Raw genomic sequence first — 16,451 nt, forward strand, 5'->3', positions numbered from 1 at the left:
AGGCGCGGGCCCGCAGCGGTAGACAGCACGACTCCTCGATGTGACGTGGCGGGTGGGGCGGCGGGGTAGTCGTCATTGTCGCTGGCGGGGCGGACAGAATGCGATTCCGGCCTTGGGGGTGTTCCGGGCCATTCAGTACCCTCGGCGGGCTCGGCGGACAGCGTCCGCGACGTGCGGCGGATCGGGCAGGAATTCGAGGCGGATCTTCCCCGGCGCCGGCGGGTTCAGGCGTTCGCGGGTGAGGGTGACCAGCGCGGCGGCCGCGTCGCCGAGCTGCTGAACGACCCGGTCGGGCAGCCGATCGAGCGCGGCACGGGCCCGGTCGGGGAACGGCTCATCGGGTGACGTGGAGGCCACGGCGTCAGCGAACGCCGTGGCGAGGGCCGCAACGTACTCGGGCGTGAGGGCTTCCTGCGTCGCCATCGGCGTCCTTCCAAGGTCCAGGACCCGCCGGAGAGACGGGGCAGGCGTCAATCTGCCACGAGCCGGCCTCTCCCCCACCGGCAGACCATCAACTCAAGCCCACTTGACTTGACATGATTATTTGATTGCCATACGCTTGGGGCAAGCACCAACCAGGGAGACAAAATGGACCAGGAAGAATGCGGCCTTTGCGGGGAGCCGATCAAGCCAGGCTCGACCGAAGCCGGTGAGGAGGCCAGCCAGTACATCAAGGGCGGTGAGTCCATCACCGCGCACGACCAGTGCGCCGTGGACGAGGGACTCAAGCAGTCCTGATCATGACCGGCCTGAACTGATCGGGGCATCTGAGCATCGGGACGGCCACCCCAGCCAGGGGTGGCCGTCCCGTTCGCGTGGGAAGGGCCGGGCAGTTGCCGGCCCGGTCATGATGCGAGGCCCTTGGCCGGGTTCTTCTTGCTCCGAGCTGCGTTCCAGGCGGCCACATCCCGCATCACATCGGTGAAGGCAGGGTCGCCGGGGGTGTCCTCGTAGCGGTGGCCGCAGGACCGGCAGATCACGTGATCCTCCAGCCCTGCGGCGCCGTCAGGGCGGACCATGTGGCCGCGTTCGCCGCATGCCGGTTGTGTGCAGGGGACGGGCAGGTCCACGTCGGAGCTGGAGAGGCCGAGGCGGCGCCGGGCGCGGAAGGCCAGGTCGAGGAGTTCGTTGCCGGCGTCGCCGCCGTCCAGCGCCGGGAAGGATGCGGCGTAGCCGGCGTCGTAGTGGCGGCGGACCATCACCCCGTCGGGGAGGTTGTCGGCCTCTTCGAGGGTGATGTAGCGGATCATCGCGTCCGGCCGCAACGCCAGCAGCGCGTCGACCCGCTCGGCGAGGGACCACGCCATCCGCTGGATACCGGTCCGATGGTTCATCCGGCCGGTCTGCGCGGTGGTGTAGCCGCGGCCGCCGGCGACGGCGTCGACCCGTTCGTACCAGGACGCCAGCAGATGGTGGATGCTGCCCATCATTTCGTCCATGCCGGTGTTGACGGGGATGGGTGGCGCCAGGCGTCCGGTGGGGCGAGCGCCGGTGTCCTGCCGGGCCTTGGGGTGATCACCGAGTAGCGCCACGGCGGTGTCGTAGAGGACGGGCAGGGCGTTGATGGCGCGGACGAGCGCGGCCCGGTCCGCGTCGCAGAACGCCCGGTAGGTGGGTGCGGGCTGGCGGAGGGTGTGGCCGCCCTCCCGGACGATCGACGCCGACGCGCAGCGGGTCCCCCGCGCGCATGGCCTGCGGTCGTCGCCCGCGTAGGTGCTGTGGTTCATTGGCTTCCCTCCTCTTGGTGTGGATGCGGTGTCGCCGCCCCTGGCCGGGGCCGGTTCATGAGGTGGGGAGGCGGGCGCGGGCCCCGCACCGCGAGCATCGGTCCTCGCTCCCCCAGGAGAAGATCGCGTCGCGCGTCGCGGATGGCGGGACGTGGCCGATGGCGTCGCATTCCGCGGCGGCGATCCGGCGGTCGAAGTCGGCTTCGTCGGCCCGGCGCGCCGCGTCGGCCTCTGCTTCGAGGTCCCGGCTTGTCTGCGAGTGCTCGGCGTTCACGCCGCCGCTGGTTCCGCGGAGACGTTCGCGGGTGATGATCCCGAGTAGCAGGCTGACGAAGCCGCTGGCGAGGCTGGCCGTGTTCACCGGGAACCCGAGAGCCGATTGGGCGACACACGCGGCGACCGCGAACCCGCCGCCGAGCATGCCGATGAAGGCGGCCGCCGCCAAGGCCCGATGGGCCCAGACAGCGCATTTCGTGGTGCATTGGGTGTTCAACGGTGCGCCTTCGCTCGGTGCCGCCGGCTGGACAGGACATCCGCCTCGTACTGGCTGCGCAGATCACAGGGGATCGGGCCGCGTGGCGGGCAGTGGACGCCTCGCTCGGCGGCCCACGCGCGCACGTCCTTCGGGATGGGCGCAGGGTAGAGGGGGCTGGTGCGGGCCTGGATGTGAGCGTGGTCGATCTGCCCGGTGGCGGCGGCGAGCGCCACGGCGTGGATGGTCTCGGTCGCGCCGAGCTTCTCCGCCGCGCCGGCCAGCACGCGGCGAAACGTTCGCGTGGACAGGCCGACGCGTCGTGCCGCCTGCTCCTGAGGCAGCCCGATCGCGATCGCGGTGAGCGCCGCACGTTCCCGGTCGTCCAGCACCGTCCGGTCGGTGGTTTCCATCAGAAGTCGCCCTCCGCGCATTGCAGGACGGTGAGGCCGAGGTCTCGCCACATCGCCACGACCTTGGCCCGGTCCTCCAGTACCGCCGTGACCGGGCCGACCGGCACGACGAACTGGTCGTACAGCTCCCGCTTGACGACCGTGTCGGGCCGGTAGTCCTCGACGGTCCGCATCAGCAGGGCCTCGCCGGGGACGCCGACGTTCGCGGCCAGCCATGCCGCGGTTTCGGCGCGGCACACCGAGGACCGGCCGGTCAGGTAGATGACTCGGCGTCCGGCCGCGTCGAGCGCCTGGACGATCGACACGACCGGCCGGTTGGGGAGGTCCTCCCCTACCCGGTCCCAGGCGAACGGGTGCCGGACGTCGGGACGGGTTTCGTCGCGGAGCGCGACCGTCCCGTCGACGTCGACGAGGTACAGCTGGCCGCGGGCGGCGGGGTCGGCGAGTGGGAAGCCGAAGAGTTCGCTCATGATGCGGGTGATCTGCGCCCGGGTCATGGTCGGGATCTCAGTGGTTTTGGGCGATAGGGCGACGAGTTCGAGGTCGAACGCCTGGTGCGCGCGCCGGAGCCCGGCGGGGGTGAGGCGGTAGTACCGGACTCCGTCGCGCCACTTCCCTTCGGCGCGGTTGTCGACCTCGAGGTTTGTCAGGACGGTGCCGACGACGCCGGACGGCAGGCCGGTGATGGCGGCCAGGTGTGTGGTGTCGAGGTTCGCGGCGCCGGTCAGCAGCGCCAGGTTGATTCGCCTCACGAAGTCGTGGTCGTGGTGTTCGGGCATCAGGTCTCCGTGGGGGTCGGGGCGTGGCGGTGCGCGGATTCCATCGCCGGGTAGGTGGGGAACAGCTCCGGCCAGCCGGCGCCGGGCGCGAGGGCGGTGGCGGGGAGCGCGCCGACGGCGACGGCGAACCGGACGGTGAGGTGCTCGTGGCCGGCGACGGCGAGCCACCCGGCGCACAGCCGGCCCTCGACGGCGTGGCAGGCGAACATGGGTGCGCCGAGCGGCGCCTCCTCACCGGGGCCGCCGATGGTGCCCGCGGCGTACTCTGCGAGGTTGGCGTAGGTGATGCGGCCGGCTGTGTCGACTCGCCACGGGCAGGTGCGGCATGGCCGGGCGCACCGCTCGATGGGGGGCGGCGTGCCGTCGTCCGCCGCGTGCCGGGTGGGTTTCACTCGGCGCCGCCGGTCGCCGTCGCTGGCGGGGCCGTCCCGGTGTTGCGGCGGTCGATCGCGTCGATCCACTCCAGGACGACGGCCGCGGCCTGGACCAGCTCCCCACGGAGCTGGCCCGGGTCGTCTTCGGCGAACGCCTCGGCCACCTCTTCTGCGAGGATCAGTCGCCAGGTCACGTTGCCTGCGGCGGCGGCCCGCTGGCAACACTCTCGGGATGTGTCGCGGTGGGCGGCGGCGAGCAAGCCGCCGGTGCCGTCGGGGTGGTTCTGTTCGCCCCAGCGGGCTTGGATGCGTTCGCGTTCGGCGCGAACCTCGCGCTCTGCGGCGGTGAAGGTGCTCATCGGTTCCTGTTCGTTGTCGCGGGTCAGATCAGCGCGGTCTGGATGGGGCGTGCGGGGGTGGGCGTGGCGGCAGGAGGCGCGCGCCGCGGTGGTGCGGGAGCTCGGGCGGCCACGACGGCGGTCCGCTCGGCGCGGCGCTGGTCGAGGGGCTGGGCGCAGATCACGCGGATGATCCGTTTGGATGCGTTTTTCGGTTTGGCTTCGTCGCGGCAGGATCCGCACCGGCCCGCCTGGTTCTCGTGGCGGCACAGCTGGAGCTGGCCGGGGTCGGCGGCGGCGCGGGCGTTGTGGTGGTTGAGGCGTGCCTGGGGCGACGGCGGCCGCTGCCCGGCGGGGATCGTGAAGGGGTCGACCTGCTGTTCGGCGTAGAGGCGGAGGGCCTCGACGCGGTCCGGGCCGAGCTTGCCCGCGCAGTCGTCGCCGACGAACCACTCTTTGGATTTGTGGATCGGTCTGCCGCACTTCAGGCAGGTGTGGGAGTCGGTCGCGGCGAGGGTCGGGCGCGGGTGTCGGGTCACCGGTCGCCCCACAGGTGGCGGGCGGCGGCTGCGGGGTCGTCGTGTTTGTCGGTGAGGCGGGCGAGGCGGGCGAGGCCGGCGGCGAGTTCGTGGCGGTCGCGTCGGCTCAGCTCCGCCGACTCGATGCGGATCTCGGGGCACGGCTGTGTGGGGCGGTGGCGGCCGTTGGCGCCTGTTCGGGGCAAGTAGCGGTTCAGGATGCGGACGGCGGCGGTTCCGGCCGCGGCGGCGATCTTGAGGGTGCGCCGGGGGGGCCTGGTCATCCGTGCTTCCTTCGGGCGCGGTCGTCGTTCGCGCGGTCCAGGACGGCGCGTGCATCCCGGCGGTCGTCGGCGGCGGGAAGACCCTCTTTGCCGGGTTCCTGGTCGCGGACCGGGTTGAGGAGGGGCGGCTGGGAACCGAGCCCGGGCGGCCGGTGATCGCATCGGCGCGGCTTGTCCTCGCGGGTCAGGCCGTTGTGGTCGCAGCGGGGGCAGGCGTCGATGGCGGCGCGGCGGGCGCGGGGGCTCACGGGCCGGCCGTCGATGACGCGGAAGTCCGGGTGCTCGTCCTCGGCCGCAGGGTCCGGCTCGGCGCTCCCCCAGGGGTGGGTGCGGCCTTCGATGCGGTCCTGGGCGGCCATGACGATGTCCTCCAGGTCGCCGTTCTTGTGCATCGCCGCCAGGTAGTCCGGCAAGTTGTGGATCGGGATGCCTCGCGCGTGCGCGTCGGCGCGGACCTGCCGGACCGTGAGTGCTGCGGCCTGGTCGTCGGCGTGGAGGTTCTCGCTCAGCCAGCGGATGCCTCGACGGTCCTGGACGGCTTCGCCGAACTCTCCGCGGGGCTCGCCACGATGAGGCTTGTTACGCGTAACGTCACGCGCACCTCCCCCCGCACCCCCCACCGGACCGGACTGACTGATCTCGTTGCCGCTGCTGCTGGCGTCTTCGTTGCTCTCGACGCGGGGACTGACAGATCTATCCCGTCCCGTCCCGGGGTTACGCGTAACGGTTCGGGTGTTACGCGTATCGCCGGGAGGGTCGTCCGGAGGTGTCGCATGGGGGCAGCGCTTCGGCAGGCACAGGTGGTGTTCGCCCCGGTCATGCGCCCTTTTTCGCTGCATCCGCAGTTTGGAGTTCGAGGCGTTGTCGCGCATCCCGCGCGGCGGAATGTGCTCGTCGATCCGGGGCAGGGTGACGGTCCCGAGCGTCACATGTGACGGACTTTGTGACGTCACATGTGACGTAACGTTACGCGTAACACTTCCGGTCTGGGCGGGGTTATCCACAGGCGCATTACGCGTAACGATGGCGTAGCCGATCGCCTCCAGCTCGGCGATGCACGTGTCCGGGTCCGGGACGTCCGACACCCGGCGGGCCTGCTCCAGCGTCAGCCGCCCGTCCCATCGGTGAGACCGCGAGCAGTACTCCACCATCGCCCTGTAATGCCACCGCGCCTCGTAGGAGACGCCATCCCATTCGGCCCTCTGGGTGTAGTCGTCAGAATCGCGCAGCCAGGGCATGCGCCACCGTCCCCTCGCCGCGCGCCGTACGCGATGTCACTCGTGGCCCTTCCTATGGGTCCTGAGGCCCTTACGTGGATGAAGAACTAGCGGGGCGCACCTCGCCCCCTGGCGCTCTACGGCGCTCTGGCGGCCGTCACCCGCTGTCCCTGCGCCGGGCCGGGTGCTCGCAGGCACCGTGCTCGCGGTAGGTGCGCATGCAGCCGATGCAGCGGTACGACCGCTCCAGCGGCTTGGTGCGATCCCGCCAGAACTGGGCGAGGGACAGCTCGGAGCCGCAGCACGAGCAGCGGCGCAGCATCTGCACCACACGCGCCCCGGACGGGGCGGGAGTCGCCCACGTCCAGGCGAGAAGGTCGTCGATGGGCCGATCGGCGGGGACCATCGCGGCCAGCAGCACGATGAGTTCCTGCGCAGCCGGGTCGATGACGCCGTGGCGTGCGCACCAGTCCTTCACACCATCAGGGTCGAGGTCCCGGACGAGGCAGATGATGTCCGTGACGGCCGGCAGGCGGGCCTGCAGCCGCACGTCGCGTTCGTCGACCGGTTCGGTCACCGGCCCTCCCGCGCCCGTCGACGCTCATGCATGGCCGCCGCCCGGTCGCTGTTGCGGATCGCGGCGCGGGTCCGGGCGGTCATCGCGGCGACGACACCGCCGGAGTCCTGCGCCTGGGCCAGGCCGAGGACCCAGGCGTGGCAGTCCCGCAGGATCGGGCAGCGGCGGCACCCCGCCATCGCCTCGTCCTCCCTGCCGCGGACGCACCAAAAGTCAGGGGTGAGGCTGCATGGTGCCGGAGGGGCATCGGGGCCGGGCCGCGGCTGGGGCCGCACGGACCGGTAGTGGATCTTGTCCAGGGTCGGGATCGTCATGACGGGCCACCGGCCCGGATGACGACCTCCCAGCACTGCCCACACGCGACCTTGCCGACCTTCGGGCGCATGGAATGGTCGCGGTCCTCGCAGCGTTCCCTGGCGGCCTTGGCGAGCCGGTGCGTGTCGGCGAGGTAGGGCGGTTCCATCCTCAGCTGCTGCGACGGCCGCCCACCGAGCTTCTTGCGGGTGGACCGCACCGCCGCGGTGGCGTCGCCGACCGTCAACTCGCCGGCGCGGACGAGGTCCTGTGACGCCCGGTCCAGGTCGAGCAGCGCCAGGTGCCGCCGCACCGTCGACTCCGCCCGGTGCGCCCGCTGCGCGATCTCGGACGGTGAAAGGCCACGCGTCGCGAGTCTCCCGTACGCCGCCGCCCGGTCCATGGGGTTCAGGTCCTCGCGGTGGTCGTTCTCGATCAGCATCGTCTCGACCGCCTCGTCCGCCGACATCACCTCGGGGCGGATCACCGAGGGCAGTGCGGTCTTGCCGGCAAGGTGCCCGGCGGCGCGGCGGCGGTGCCCGATCAGGACCCGGTATGCGTCCGCTCTCGTGGGGTGCGGTTCCAGGAGCAGCGGTTGCAGCAGCCCGTGCCGGCGGATCGTGTCGGTGAGCTCCTCCAGGTCACCCAGGGTGCTGCGCGGGTTGTGGGGATGCGGCTCGATCAGCTCGATCGGAACCATCACCACCGGCCCCAGCGGCAGCACCGACCGCGCCTCAGCGGCACCGGCCGGGGCGGTCTTGGCGATCGGGACGTCCCGGTTGGCCAGTTGCTCGATTCGGTCCGTGGACGGGTTCAGCAGCCAGCCCCGCTGGCCGTTGATGACGGCGAGGACTCGCTGACGTGGCCACCCGCAGGCTTCGGCCACCTGCATGGTCGTGGCACCGGCCTTCAACCGCCGCACAACCTCCGATGCTGGAGCATGAGGCATCCGTCCTGTCCTTCCCATTTCCGTGAGGGGTGGTGGGCGCCCGCGGCCGCGGGGTCATCCGGCACGGCGGCGGGCGCCCGGCTCAGCTGTCGAACAGGCCCAGCTGGACCTGTTCGGCGTCGGTCTCGCCGACGCCGCCTTGCGCGGTGGCCTGCGGGGGCTGCCCGCGGACTGCGGTCTGCGTTCCGGCGGGGATGAGGAGGCCGGAGGGGCGTTGCGCCCACCCCCGGGGCCCCAAAGTCTGGACTGTCATTCGTGCCATCCGAGGTCGTGAAGTGCGGCGGCCAGGTCGGCGTCTTGGAGGAGGCGGTCGGCGATGGCGCCGAAGGCGCGTTCTTCCACGGGGTCGGGCAGGGTGCCGGGGCCCTCGGGGTGGCCTGCCATCTCCTCGATCGCCGTGGCCGGCGTGTGGTAGGCCGGGAGACGCGTGCAGGTGGCTTCGCGGCGGAGGCGGACCGCCGACCAGCACAGGCCGATGAGGGTCACCGTCATGACGACGACCAGAGCGGTCCATACGGCAAGGTCAGCGACGCTGACCACGGCCAGGTCGTTCATCAGGGCATCTCCAGGGTGAACAGTGCCGGCTGCCCCGGCTCGGCCTGGGGCACCCGCTCGGGCGAGCGGGCCGGGCCGGTTTCGCGGCAGGGCCGTGGGTTTCGTGGGGCGGGCCCGGTCTTGGCGCACGGGCAGCGGCACACCCACCGGCATGGCTGCTGCCCCTCGCGCAGCACGATCGGCGCGATCACGGCTCCGCGTGGTCCGGTGATCCAGTGGGACGGGTCGCGGTCGTCGACGTCCGGGCCGCGCTGTTGTCGGTGTACGCACAGGTCGCAGCGCCGGTTGAGGCAGTTCCAGCAGGTGCCGTGCTGGCACAAGCACCACCGGTGGAACCCGAACGGGTACCCGGCGTCGAGGCCGCGCATCGCCGCGGGCCACACGTGCTCACGCACCCACGCACCTTCGGCCTCGCTCATGGGCGAGGGCATCGGTACCGGGTCGGCGAGGCCGAGCAGCAGGGTGCGGTGCAGGCACAGCGCCGGGAGGGCGCGGAGCCGCTCCCAGTCGATGGTGTCGAGGTGCGTCACCGGGGCATCTCCGAAACCGTGATCCGCGCGCCGGGCCGAGGGAGCGGGCAGCCGGGGCCGTCCACGTACACCTGGCGGACGTGGCCGTCCACGATCTGCGAGTCGTCGGCGTACAGCACGCCGGTGAGGGCGTCGCCGAGGGCACGGGCGTGGTGGTCCCAGTCGGAATGGTGGCGGCTGGTGGGGTAGGGCCGGGTGACCGAGGGGGGCCGGGCGAGCGCCACTACCGCGTCCAGAGCGACGGGCCCGCTGAACAGGCCGTGCTCGGCGGCCCTCTTGCCGCAGCGCATGCACGTCTTCCGCGCGCCGAACAGGGTGAGCGGGTGGTAGCCGGAGACGCGGACGGCAGCGACCTGGATCAGCGTCCGCCACGTCTTCAGCTCGGCGCTGTTGGAGTGGTACAGCTTCCCGTGCCTGCCGGCGCTGAGGTTGCCCTGCCCTGCCGGCGTTCCGGTGACGGTGACGGTCACCGGCGCCCGGCCCTCCCTGCCGCCGTGAGGGCGGCGCGTCGGCTGTTCTCCAGCCGTGTCCGAGCCGAGCCGGTCAACCATCGGCCGCGTCGCTCTGTGCGCAGCCCGCCTGCGTGGCGGGCTTGACGGGCCGGTAGTCGGTGGCGACCTGCAACCGGGTGCTTTTCACGGCCGCGTCGAACACGACCTCCGCGGCCTTCTGGAGGATCTGCAAGCCGTTGGGACCGGTCAAGGTGATCTCCTGTGCGTTGTTCACGGCGTAGGGCCGGCCGCCGCGTCGAGGGTGCTGGCGGGGAAGATGGACCGTTGGATCGGGTCGGGGATGAACGCCAGGGACCCGGTGACGCGCGCGTACCAGTCGAGGGCGTAGTGCAGGCAGTTCGAGCAGCTGCGCTTGGGGCATACGGGGTCGGGGCGTTTCCGGCCGCCCTTGGACCAGGCGCCCGAGTCGCAGGTGTCCATCAGGTCGGCGTACCGGCGGACACCGACCGTTTTGAAACCGAAGGCGTGGATGGGGAGTTCGGGGTCGAGGTCGCGGAGCGCGAGGAGGATGTCGCCGACCTCCTCAACGCGTTCGCGACGGCACACCGACCCGAGACCGACGACCGCCTGCCACGTCAGGTCCACACCGGCGTCGCCGTACATGTCCCAGCAGGTCAGAAAGTCCGCGAGGGTCCAACCCTGGAGGGTCGGCATGAACGGGCAATCCTCGTCGGACACGTCGGCCCACAGGCGCGTCAGTTCAACGAAGTTCGCGACGGTGCGGGCCTGGTGCTCGCGGACGGTCAGGCCGGTCTTGGCGAGCTTGTCCGGTTCACACATCCAGTCCTGGGACGCCGCCCACGCCAGCTGCCCGATCTCGGTGTCGTAGCGGTGCACCGCGGCGACATACTCGGCCGGGGTCGTCTTCCAGCCCCTGTACAGGTCGAGCTCGGAGAACCCGCCGGAGTCCAGCGCCCACCCCTTCACCGCAGGCCGCAGCGGGCGCCGTGAAGCGAGGCGCCGCGCGAGCCTGCGGTGGCTGACGAACAGCGGCGGCATACCCGGCTGGTCCAGGTGCAGCCACTCGTCCATGTGGGTGGTGAGGTACACGATCAGCACTCGGCAAGTTCCTTGGTGTTGGAGGCTGGCCCGCCCCGGGGCGGGGTGTCGGGGCGGGCCAACCCCGTCCGGGGGTGGGCTAGCGAGAACGCGGGCGCAGCAGCCGGTAGCAGCGGCGGCCGGCGTCGACACGGCGGAGGTGGACCAGGCCCGCGTACATCCGGACCCGCACGACGAACGCCAGCGCGGGCACCAGCCACAGGACGCCGACGATCACCGTCGGCAGCGCGCTCAGGAACGGGCTGACCGCCAGGACGATCGCGCCGACGCCCGCGGCCGCCGTGAGCGCCCCGGCGACGGTCAGGGCCTGGTGAAGGCACCGGGACCTGATCAGGCCAAGCCGTAGGCCCTTGGGGCCGGTCACGGCTTGGCCCCATTGAGGATCTGCCTGCCGCGGAACAGGCTGAAACCGCCCGTACCGCCGCCGCTGTCGCCGACTGTGTCGGCCGCCGACCCGTGTCCGGTCGGCGCGTCGCCCGGGGGGTTGGACGGCACCTGCTCGGGCGTGGACGGTGCGGCGAGGGCCTGCGCGGGCGGGGCCAACTGGGCGTTGTGGGCGGCTCGGGCGGCGAGTGCCTGGCGGTTGGCGTGGTCGAACCGGTCCTTGGGGTGGGGGCGGCCGGTCTCCTGGACGATCCGCGCGACGGTCGCCGCGTGCTTCTCCTTGACCAGCCTCGCCTGCTCCTGCCGGCCGGTCAGCTCGCCGAGCTGGGCGGCGACGGTGCGGAGCATCCCCTCCTGCGCGCGGATGTCCTGCTCGATCAGGCCCTTCCTGCGGTTCAGCTCGGCGAGGTCCTTGGTGCGCTGCTGGTGGTCCTGCTGGAACGGCGCGGCCTCCTCGCGGGCACTGTCCTGGGCCTGCTCGGCGCGCAGGTGCATCGCCCAGTACTCGTCGAGGACGGCGTCGGTGGCCTGCGCGTCGTTGTCGTCTATGGTCATCTGCTCGGCCTTTCGGTCTGGGGCGGCCGCGGGGTCTGCCGCTTCTGGGGTTTGCGGACGCTTGCGGTCCGGCGGGGCTCGTATGGGGTGACAAGGTGCGTGGGCTCGGCGGCGGGTGGCGGCGGCAGGCTGACCAGCCGGTACGAGGCGGACCCGAAGGAGCGGCGCAGGACCTTGCCGCCGCCGGGCGTGATCTGGAACGGGGTGTCGGTCGTCGACGAGGCCCGGTTCATCACGGCGGCCGCGGCCTTCGGGGAGTTGTGCAGGATCGCGGGCAGGTTCAGGTCTGGCAGCGGCACCGCCGGATGGGCCTCCAGCCAGTCCAGGAGAAGCCGCGCGTCGGCGATCTGCCGGCGGCGGGAAGGCTGCGCCGCCATCAGAGCCCCCCGATCAGAGTGATGGTGGGCGTTGGCATGCTGCGGAGCTGGTCGGCAGCGGCCAGGACCTTGCCCGCCCAGGCCTGGTTGTGGTGGGTGCCGTTGAGCGCGGCCGTGAAGTCGGCGTGGATGGCGGTGAGGGACTGGATGTCGGCGGGGTTGAGGGGCCGGATCTCGCTGCCGCACCCGGCGGGGTTCCAGCCGGTGAACACCACCGGCCCGGCCAGCGGCCGGATGTGGGCGCCGAGCCGGATCGCGATCAGGGCGCCGAGGATGTTGCGGGGGTACCTGTCGGGCAGCCGGAACCCGCAGTCGTTGACGAACGCGGTAATCCCGGCGCCGGGGTGCAGCGGCACCCGGTCGAAGCCCTCCGGGCCGAGTTCCGGCTTCCACGCGCCGTCACGCACGTGGAGTTGCTGGTCGTCGTCGACCAGCGCGAAATCGGTCATGTTCCTGTCCTGTCGTAGGTGGGTCGTGCGGCCTCGGTCTCCGGCGTCGCGGGGGTGACGTAGGAGCCCGGGGCCGCACGCCCCGGGGCGGGGTCGGTTCCGCTCTCGGCGGGGCGGGCGTTGTGAGCGCCGGTCCGCCCCGGCAGCCGCGGCACAGTGCGGCTGTGCGGTGCTTGGGGCCGCCTCACGGCCGGTCCCCCGCGTCCTGCTCGGACTGCTGGCCGGTCTCCTCGGCGGCATCCCTGGCGGCCTGTTGGGCGGCGTGGTGGGCGTCTGCGGCCAGGTCATCGGCGTTGGTGGCGGCCCACGCCTCGCGGGGCAGGTTCACCACACCGGGCGGCACCCGGTCCCGGCGGCCGGCCTGGTCCTCGTAGTCCATGAGCTGCCGCATCTCCGGGGAGGTCGGCAACCCCCTGGCGGCCTGACGGACCACCGTCTTGAGCCACATGTCGGTGAACCGGGTGTGCCAGAGGCTGTCGAAGGTGCCCGCGGCTTCGGCGCGCTTGTAGTCCTCGGACCACTCGTCCCGGATGTGTTCGGCGCGGGCCCGGTCACAGAAGTGGATCTGGGAGCGGACGTTGCCGGGCAGCCACGCGAAGCAGTACGCCACCAGCGGCGCGCCGGGCAGGACGATGTTCTTGTTGTGGGTGAAGTCGTCGGGGGCGGGCTTGCCCTGGTCCACCCTCCAGGTGTCGCCCTGGCGGATGTGGTCGAACACCACGCTCTTGACCAGCCCGGACCGGTACATCAGGTCCAGGTAGCCCTGGTACATCGGGATGAATTCGGCGTGACCTCCGCGCGCCACGATCACGGCGTGCTTGCCGTCGGGGAGGAGCCCGAAGTAGGCGGATTGCACCAGGGCCATCAGCACTGACTGGGGGTGGCAGCGCTGGAGCCGGTTGTCGTTGTAGAGGGCGGTGAGTGCGGCGGCGGCGAACGCGCCCGGCTTCACGCAGTCGGGGAGGGACTCGGCCCAGAACGGGGAGTGCGCGTCGATCCAGCCCTTGAGGACGTCGCGGGTGGCCAGGTTCACCAGGCCGCCGCCGGCGTGCTGGTCGGCGTGCCCGAGCAGCCCCTGCGGGCGGCTCTGGCCCTGGCCGGTGCCGGTGGGGTTGAACGGGTTCACGGTCGGGGCGGGCCCCGCCCCCTCACCGGGGGCGGGACGGTCACCGTTGGCGTCGTGGCCCTGGCCGGGGATGACCAGGCGGCGGACGCGGTCCTTCAGCGCGCTCATTCGGAGGCCCCCGCATTCGCCTTGGCGGCCTTCGGCCTGGTCTTGGTCTTGGGCGGGTTGTGGGTGCGGAGCACGCGGGCGCGGTACCGCCCGTACAGGTCAGGCTGCTCGGCCTTGAGACGGTCGAGGTCGAACACCTCGGCGGTGGTGACGTACTCGGCGGCCAGGTCGGGGTGGTCCTCGGTGAACCGGGTCTTGTTGAAGGTGCCGTTCTGGCACCACGACACGGCCTTGTGCCCGTCGACCATCCCGATCTCGTGGTCGCCCATCGAGCGGCGGAGCTGGTTCTCGACCTCGCGGAGGTTCTCCTCCTCGGCCTTGATGCGGCCCCTGATGGTGTCCTTGGCGGCCTTGAGTCGGCCGGTCTCCTCCGGGTCGAGCAGCGTCACCGTGCCGGGCTTGACCCGCCACAGGTGGTTGAGCAGTTCGGTGGTGGCCCTGGACCCGTCCACGGCGGGCTCGACGCCCCCGACGATGTGGGTGTCGTACCAGCCTTTCGCCCACTCCACGAGGGAGGCGAGGAACTCCTCGTCCCGCTGGATCCGGTACCACTTCAGCTGGTTCCCGCCGAGGAGGACGGCGACGTACCCGGCGTTCAGGCCGGACACGGCCAGGCCCCAGTGGACCTGGATCGCGACCGAGTCGGGGATGGAGTCTTCGTCGTCGCCCCACTCGTGGTCCTGGTAGGCGGACCTCTGCTTGCACTCCAGGAGCGCGGTGGCCTGCGGAGCGGCGGCGCGGTGGCGGCGGAGCTTGGAGCGGCGGCGGCGGCCGCGGGCCAGGCTCGGGCAGGTCGGGCAGTGCTCGCAGCACGCCTCACACGTCTTCGGGTCGCAGCACGGCGCGACCTCACCTGGTTCGGCGGGCATGCCCGGCTGGTGACTGCCGCAGCCGCAGGCCTCCACGACCAGGAAGTCGAGGTTCGCGCCCATCCAGTCGGCGGCCTCATGGACGAGCATCCCGGGGTTGGGCCGGATCCCGTGGGGAGACTCCTCGGCGAACGCCTCGGCGATCACCGGTTCCATCCGCTGTCCCCACCGGGCGGCCTCGTGGACACGGGCCGGCTTGGTGTCGGGGCGGGTGCCGCGCATCTCGTGCCACACGGTCAGCGGGGAGGAGTAGTTGTCCAGGCCCATGCAGGCCGCGATCCGGGAGGCGGTCATCCGCCGGGCGCGGGCGGCGTCCCAGGCGGCCTTGCGGGTGCGGGGCGGCAGCAGCAGCCGGCCGGTGGGGGTAGCCAGCTCCGGCCTGCGGGAGCGGTGCGGGTGGCTGGCCTGGTGGCGGCGGGCCAGCTCCTTGACGGCGGTCCCCCGGCTGCCGGGGGGCTGCGCGGACGGTTGAGACAAGGCGGGTACCTCAGTTCCAGGGAGGAAGACATGCTCTGATCTGCATGTCTATGGGTGTGGCCACAACCATAGTGGGAGCAACCACAGGCCACAAGAGGGAATTGTGGTTACGCCCACAATTTCGCCGAGTGGGCTCCGCCGGCCTGCCGCGGGTGTCGCGGGTGTGGCCATACACTTGCCGCCATGGCGGAGGACAGGACGTGGTGGAAGTACGTGGTCGAGCACGCTGGCACCGAGAACCAATCGGAGATCGCCGCCCGGATCGGCCGCCACCCGTCCAGCCTCAACAAATGGCCCCAGGGCGCGACCCCGCGCATCGAGTCCGTCCGCGCCTTCGCTGAGGCATATGACCGCCCCATCCTGGAAGCGATGGTCGCCGCGGGGGTGCTCAGCGAGGAGGAGGCCCGGCAGGGGCTGTGACCGCCGCGCGTTCACTGGTCACCGACCAGCGCCCGGACCTCGCCCCACCGCGCCGACACCTGACCGAGCAGCGCCTTCTCTTTCTCCATCCGCCGCGTCGCTGCGGCCCACAGCCGGTCGTCGCGCCACGCGCTGATCTCGTTCTCGATCAGGTCGGACAGCGTCGCGGGGTCGAGCGCGTCGAGCTCCCAGCTCGACGTTCCGTGCTCGCGGACGTAGCCGCGGGCCCGTGAGTCGGTGAGCTTTGCCGGGTTCGGCGGCGGCTGGTACCGGTCGACCTGGTCGCGGTTCAGAGCGATCCGCCGCACCTCAGCGGCCTCCGCGCCGAACAGGGCGAGCCGCGCGGCGATGTCGCGGGTCATGTCGATCCCGCTTGGGTCGTGGTCGCCGAGGTGGATGACCACGGTGCCCTGGCCGGCCTCGGCGTAGCGGGTCAGGCGGCGGGCGGCGCTCCACAGTTCCGACTGGCTGGTGTAGCCGCGGCAGGAGAAGTACGGGACGTCGCTGCGGTTGCAGACCCGCTGGATCACGCCGACGAGTGCGTCTTTTTCGATCCACACCTCGACCCGTGCGGGTTGGTCGGCCCATCTATCGGTGAGGTATTGCGCGGCGACGGCGTCGATGATCTGCCGTGGGTCGTCCCAGTGCGACAGGCCCCGCAGGTTCCGGGTGCGGTCAACGATGTAGTGCCAGTCGATCAGGCCGGCCAGGCGCGCGTCGGAGACGATCGACCCGAGCCGCTTGTATTCGGACTGCTTGTTCGGGATCCAGTCGCGCGAGACGAACTGGTAGTACAACTGCCTGAGGGTGAGGTCGTAGCCCTGCGCGGCGTAGTCGGCGCAGATTTCGTTCGCGCGCCGGATGATCGCCTTGCTGTCGGCGCTGAACTTTCGCGGGACGTACTCGATGCGCGGCATCAGACGGTCCGGAACCCGTGTGAGGAGCTGGTGTCGGCGCAACGCGCGACGACCGTCTCCGGCAGGGGCTGACGGTGGTCGGCCAGGCGCTTATACGTGGTGTCCTGCGCGCTGCGACGGCCGCGCTTGGGGGCGTTGGCCTGCTGCTGCATACTCTTGTTCACGACCCGT

The 16,451-nt window shown here is 71.6% G+C and carries 29 protein-coding genes; 2 read left to right on the forward strand and 27 right to left on the reverse strand.

Annotated features, from left to right (window positions below):
• Positions 1–132: 132 nt before the first annotated feature.
• Complete coding sequence (locus ACH34S_RS11970) at positions 133–423, reverse strand: hypothetical protein (RefSeq protein ID WP_395952607.1); 291 nt, start codon at positions 421–423, stop codon at positions 133–135.
• A gap of 165 nt (positions 424–588) precedes the next feature.
• Between ACH34S_RS11970 and ACH34S_RS11975 the strand changes: the two genes are divergently transcribed.
• Positions 589–738 (forward strand): hypothetical protein, encoded by a 150-nt coding sequence (locus ACH34S_RS11975; protein ID WP_395952608.1) that lies wholly within the window; start codon positions 589–591, stop codon positions 736–738.
• Between the two features lie 107 nt (positions 739–845).
• Here ACH34S_RS11975 and ACH34S_RS11980 read toward each other — a convergent pair whose 3' ends face one another.
• From ACH34S_RS11980 to ACH34S_RS12095, 24 genes are all read right to left on the reverse strand, one after another.
• Positions 846–1,727, reverse strand: coding sequence for a hypothetical protein (locus ACH34S_RS11980; RefSeq protein ID WP_395952609.1), 882 nt, complete (start codon positions 1,725–1,727; stop codon positions 846–848).
• A 55-nt stretch (positions 1,728–1,782) separates the two neighbouring features.
• On the reverse strand, positions 1,783–2,172 hold the full coding sequence (locus tag ACH34S_RS11985; RefSeq protein ID WP_395952610.1) for a hypothetical protein: 390 nt from the start codon (positions 2,170–2,172) through the stop codon (positions 1,783–1,785).
• 44 nt (positions 2,173–2,216) lie between these two features.
• A complete protein-coding gene (locus tag ACH34S_RS11990) occupies positions 2,217–2,612 on the reverse strand; it encodes an antitoxin Xre-like helix-turn-helix domain-containing protein (protein WP_395952611.1) in 396 nt (131 codons plus the stop codon).
• Positions 2,612–3,391, reverse strand: coding sequence for a hypothetical protein (locus ACH34S_RS11995; protein ID WP_395952612.1), 780 nt, complete (start codon positions 3,389–3,391; stop codon positions 2,612–2,614). Before ACH34S_RS11995 ends, ACH34S_RS11990 begins: the two co-directional genes overlap by 1 nt.
• A complete protein-coding gene (locus ACH34S_RS12000; protein ID WP_395952613.1) occupies positions 3,391–3,783 on the reverse strand; it encodes a DUF6283 family protein in 393 nt (130 codons plus the stop codon). The genes ACH34S_RS11995 and ACH34S_RS12000 overlap by 1 nt, the downstream gene beginning before the upstream one ends.
• The gene (locus ACH34S_RS12005) at positions 3,780–4,124 is read right to left on the reverse strand and encodes a hypothetical protein (protein WP_395952614.1); all 345 of its coding nucleotides are present in this window, start codon (positions 4,122–4,124) and stop codon (positions 3,780–3,782) included. Before ACH34S_RS12005 ends, ACH34S_RS12000 begins: the two co-directional genes overlap by 4 nt.
• A 23-nt stretch (positions 4,125–4,147) precedes the next feature.
• Entirely contained in the window at positions 4,148–4,642 is a 495-nt protein-coding gene (locus ACH34S_RS12010; RefSeq protein ID WP_395952615.1) for a hypothetical protein, read from the reverse strand.
• Positions 4,639–4,905, reverse strand: a complete 267-nt coding sequence (locus ACH34S_RS12015) for a hypothetical protein (protein WP_395952616.1) — start codon at positions 4,903–4,905, stop codon at positions 4,639–4,641. The genes ACH34S_RS12010 and ACH34S_RS12015 overlap by 4 nt, the downstream gene beginning before the upstream one ends.
• Positions 4,902–6,143, reverse strand: coding sequence for a hypothetical protein (locus ACH34S_RS12020; RefSeq protein ID WP_395952617.1), 1,242 nt, complete (start codon positions 6,141–6,143; stop codon positions 4,902–4,904). Before ACH34S_RS12020 ends, ACH34S_RS12015 begins: the two co-directional genes overlap by 4 nt.
• Before the next feature lie 136 nt (positions 6,144–6,279).
• Entirely contained in the window at positions 6,280–6,699 is a 420-nt protein-coding gene (locus ACH34S_RS12025; RefSeq protein ID WP_395952618.1) for a hypothetical protein, read from the reverse strand.
• On the reverse strand, positions 6,696–7,013 hold the full coding sequence (locus ACH34S_RS12030) for a WhiB family transcriptional regulator (RefSeq protein ID WP_395952619.1): 318 nt from the start codon (positions 7,011–7,013) through the stop codon (positions 6,696–6,698). The genes ACH34S_RS12025 and ACH34S_RS12030 overlap by 4 nt, the downstream gene beginning before the upstream one ends.
• Positions 7,010–7,915, reverse strand: coding sequence for a ParB/RepB/Spo0J family partition protein (locus ACH34S_RS12035; protein WP_395952620.1), 906 nt, complete (start codon positions 7,913–7,915; stop codon positions 7,010–7,012). Before ACH34S_RS12035 ends, ACH34S_RS12030 begins: the two co-directional genes overlap by 4 nt.
• A 109-nt stretch (positions 7,916–8,024) precedes the next feature.
• On the reverse strand, positions 8,025–8,195 hold the full coding sequence (locus ACH34S_RS12040; protein WP_395952621.1) for a hypothetical protein: 171 nt from the start codon (positions 8,193–8,195) through the stop codon (positions 8,025–8,027).
• On the reverse strand, positions 8,192–8,497 hold the full coding sequence (locus ACH34S_RS12045) for a hypothetical protein (RefSeq protein ID WP_395952622.1): 306 nt from the start codon (positions 8,495–8,497) through the stop codon (positions 8,192–8,194). Before ACH34S_RS12045 ends, ACH34S_RS12040 begins: the two co-directional genes overlap by 4 nt.
• Positions 8,497–9,027, reverse strand: coding sequence for a DUF6248 family natural product biosynthesis protein (locus ACH34S_RS12050; RefSeq protein WP_395952623.1), 531 nt, complete (start codon positions 9,025–9,027; stop codon positions 8,497–8,499). Before ACH34S_RS12050 ends, ACH34S_RS12045 begins: the two co-directional genes overlap by 1 nt.
• Positions 9,024–9,497 carry a RusA family crossover junction endodeoxyribonuclease gene (locus tag ACH34S_RS12055; protein WP_395952624.1) on the reverse strand — a complete coding sequence of 158 codons (474 nt, stop codon included), beginning with the start codon at positions 9,495–9,497 and terminating at the stop codon, positions 9,024–9,026. The genes ACH34S_RS12050 and ACH34S_RS12055 overlap by 4 nt, the downstream gene beginning before the upstream one ends.
• Before the next feature lie 73 nt (positions 9,498–9,570).
• Entirely contained in the window at positions 9,571–9,729 is a 159-nt protein-coding gene (locus ACH34S_RS12060; protein ID WP_395952625.1) for a hypothetical protein, read from the reverse strand.
• A 20-nt stretch (positions 9,730–9,749) separates the two neighbouring features.
• Complete coding sequence (locus ACH34S_RS12065; protein WP_395952626.1) at positions 9,750–10,598, reverse strand: hypothetical protein; 849 nt, start codon at positions 10,596–10,598, stop codon at positions 9,750–9,752.
• 79 nt (positions 10,599–10,677) lie between these two features.
• Positions 10,678–10,962 carry a hypothetical protein gene (locus tag ACH34S_RS12070; RefSeq protein ID WP_395952627.1) on the reverse strand — a complete coding sequence of 95 codons (285 nt, stop codon included), beginning with the start codon at positions 10,960–10,962 and terminating at the stop codon, positions 10,678–10,680.
• Positions 10,959–11,537: a hypothetical protein gene (locus tag ACH34S_RS12075; RefSeq protein ID WP_395952628.1), complete on the reverse strand. Its 579-nt coding sequence runs from the start codon at positions 11,535–11,537 to the stop codon at positions 10,959–10,961. Before ACH34S_RS12075 ends, ACH34S_RS12070 begins: the two co-directional genes overlap by 4 nt.
• Positions 11,534–11,914 carry a hypothetical protein gene (locus ACH34S_RS12080; protein WP_395952629.1) on the reverse strand — a complete coding sequence of 127 codons (381 nt, stop codon included), beginning with the start codon at positions 11,912–11,914 and terminating at the stop codon, positions 11,534–11,536. Before ACH34S_RS12080 ends, ACH34S_RS12075 begins: the two co-directional genes overlap by 4 nt.
• A complete protein-coding gene (locus tag ACH34S_RS12085; RefSeq protein ID WP_395952630.1) occupies positions 11,914–12,363 on the reverse strand; it encodes a hypothetical protein in 450 nt (149 codons plus the stop codon). The genes ACH34S_RS12080 and ACH34S_RS12085 overlap by 1 nt, the downstream gene beginning before the upstream one ends.
• 184 nt (positions 12,364–12,547) lie before the next feature.
• Positions 12,548–13,597 carry a recombinase RecT gene (locus ACH34S_RS12090; RefSeq protein WP_395952632.1) on the reverse strand — a complete coding sequence of 350 codons (1,050 nt, stop codon included), beginning with the start codon at positions 13,595–13,597 and terminating at the stop codon, positions 12,548–12,550.
• A complete protein-coding gene (locus ACH34S_RS12095) occupies positions 13,594–14,943 on the reverse strand; it encodes a YqaJ viral recombinase family protein (RefSeq protein WP_395952633.1) in 1,350 nt (449 codons plus the stop codon). The genes ACH34S_RS12090 and ACH34S_RS12095 overlap by 4 nt, the downstream gene beginning before the upstream one ends.
• A gap of 183 nt (positions 14,944–15,126) precedes the next feature.
• Between ACH34S_RS12095 and ACH34S_RS12100 the strand changes: the two genes are divergently transcribed.
• Complete coding sequence (locus ACH34S_RS12100; RefSeq protein ID WP_395952634.1) at positions 15,127–15,363, forward strand: helix-turn-helix domain-containing protein; 237 nt, start codon at positions 15,127–15,129, stop codon at positions 15,361–15,363.
• A gap of 11 nt (positions 15,364–15,374) precedes the next feature.
• Here ACH34S_RS12100 and ACH34S_RS12105 read toward each other — a convergent pair whose 3' ends face one another.
• Both ACH34S_RS12105 and ACH34S_RS12110 read right to left on the reverse strand, forming a co-directional pair.
• Entirely contained in the window at positions 15,375–16,280 is a 906-nt protein-coding gene (locus tag ACH34S_RS12105; RefSeq protein ID WP_395952635.1) for a hypothetical protein, read from the reverse strand.
• Complete coding sequence (locus ACH34S_RS12110; protein ID WP_395952636.1) at positions 16,280–16,444, reverse strand: hypothetical protein; 165 nt, start codon at positions 16,442–16,444, stop codon at positions 16,280–16,282. Before ACH34S_RS12110 ends, ACH34S_RS12105 begins: the two co-directional genes overlap by 1 nt.
• Positions 16,445–16,451 lie beyond the last annotated feature (7 nt).

Source organism: Actinomadura sp. 3N508 (genome assembly GCF_044326375.1).
In the GTDB taxonomy this organism is placed as follows: Bacteria; Actinomycetota; Actinomycetes; order Streptosporangiales; family Streptosporangiaceae; genus Spirillospora.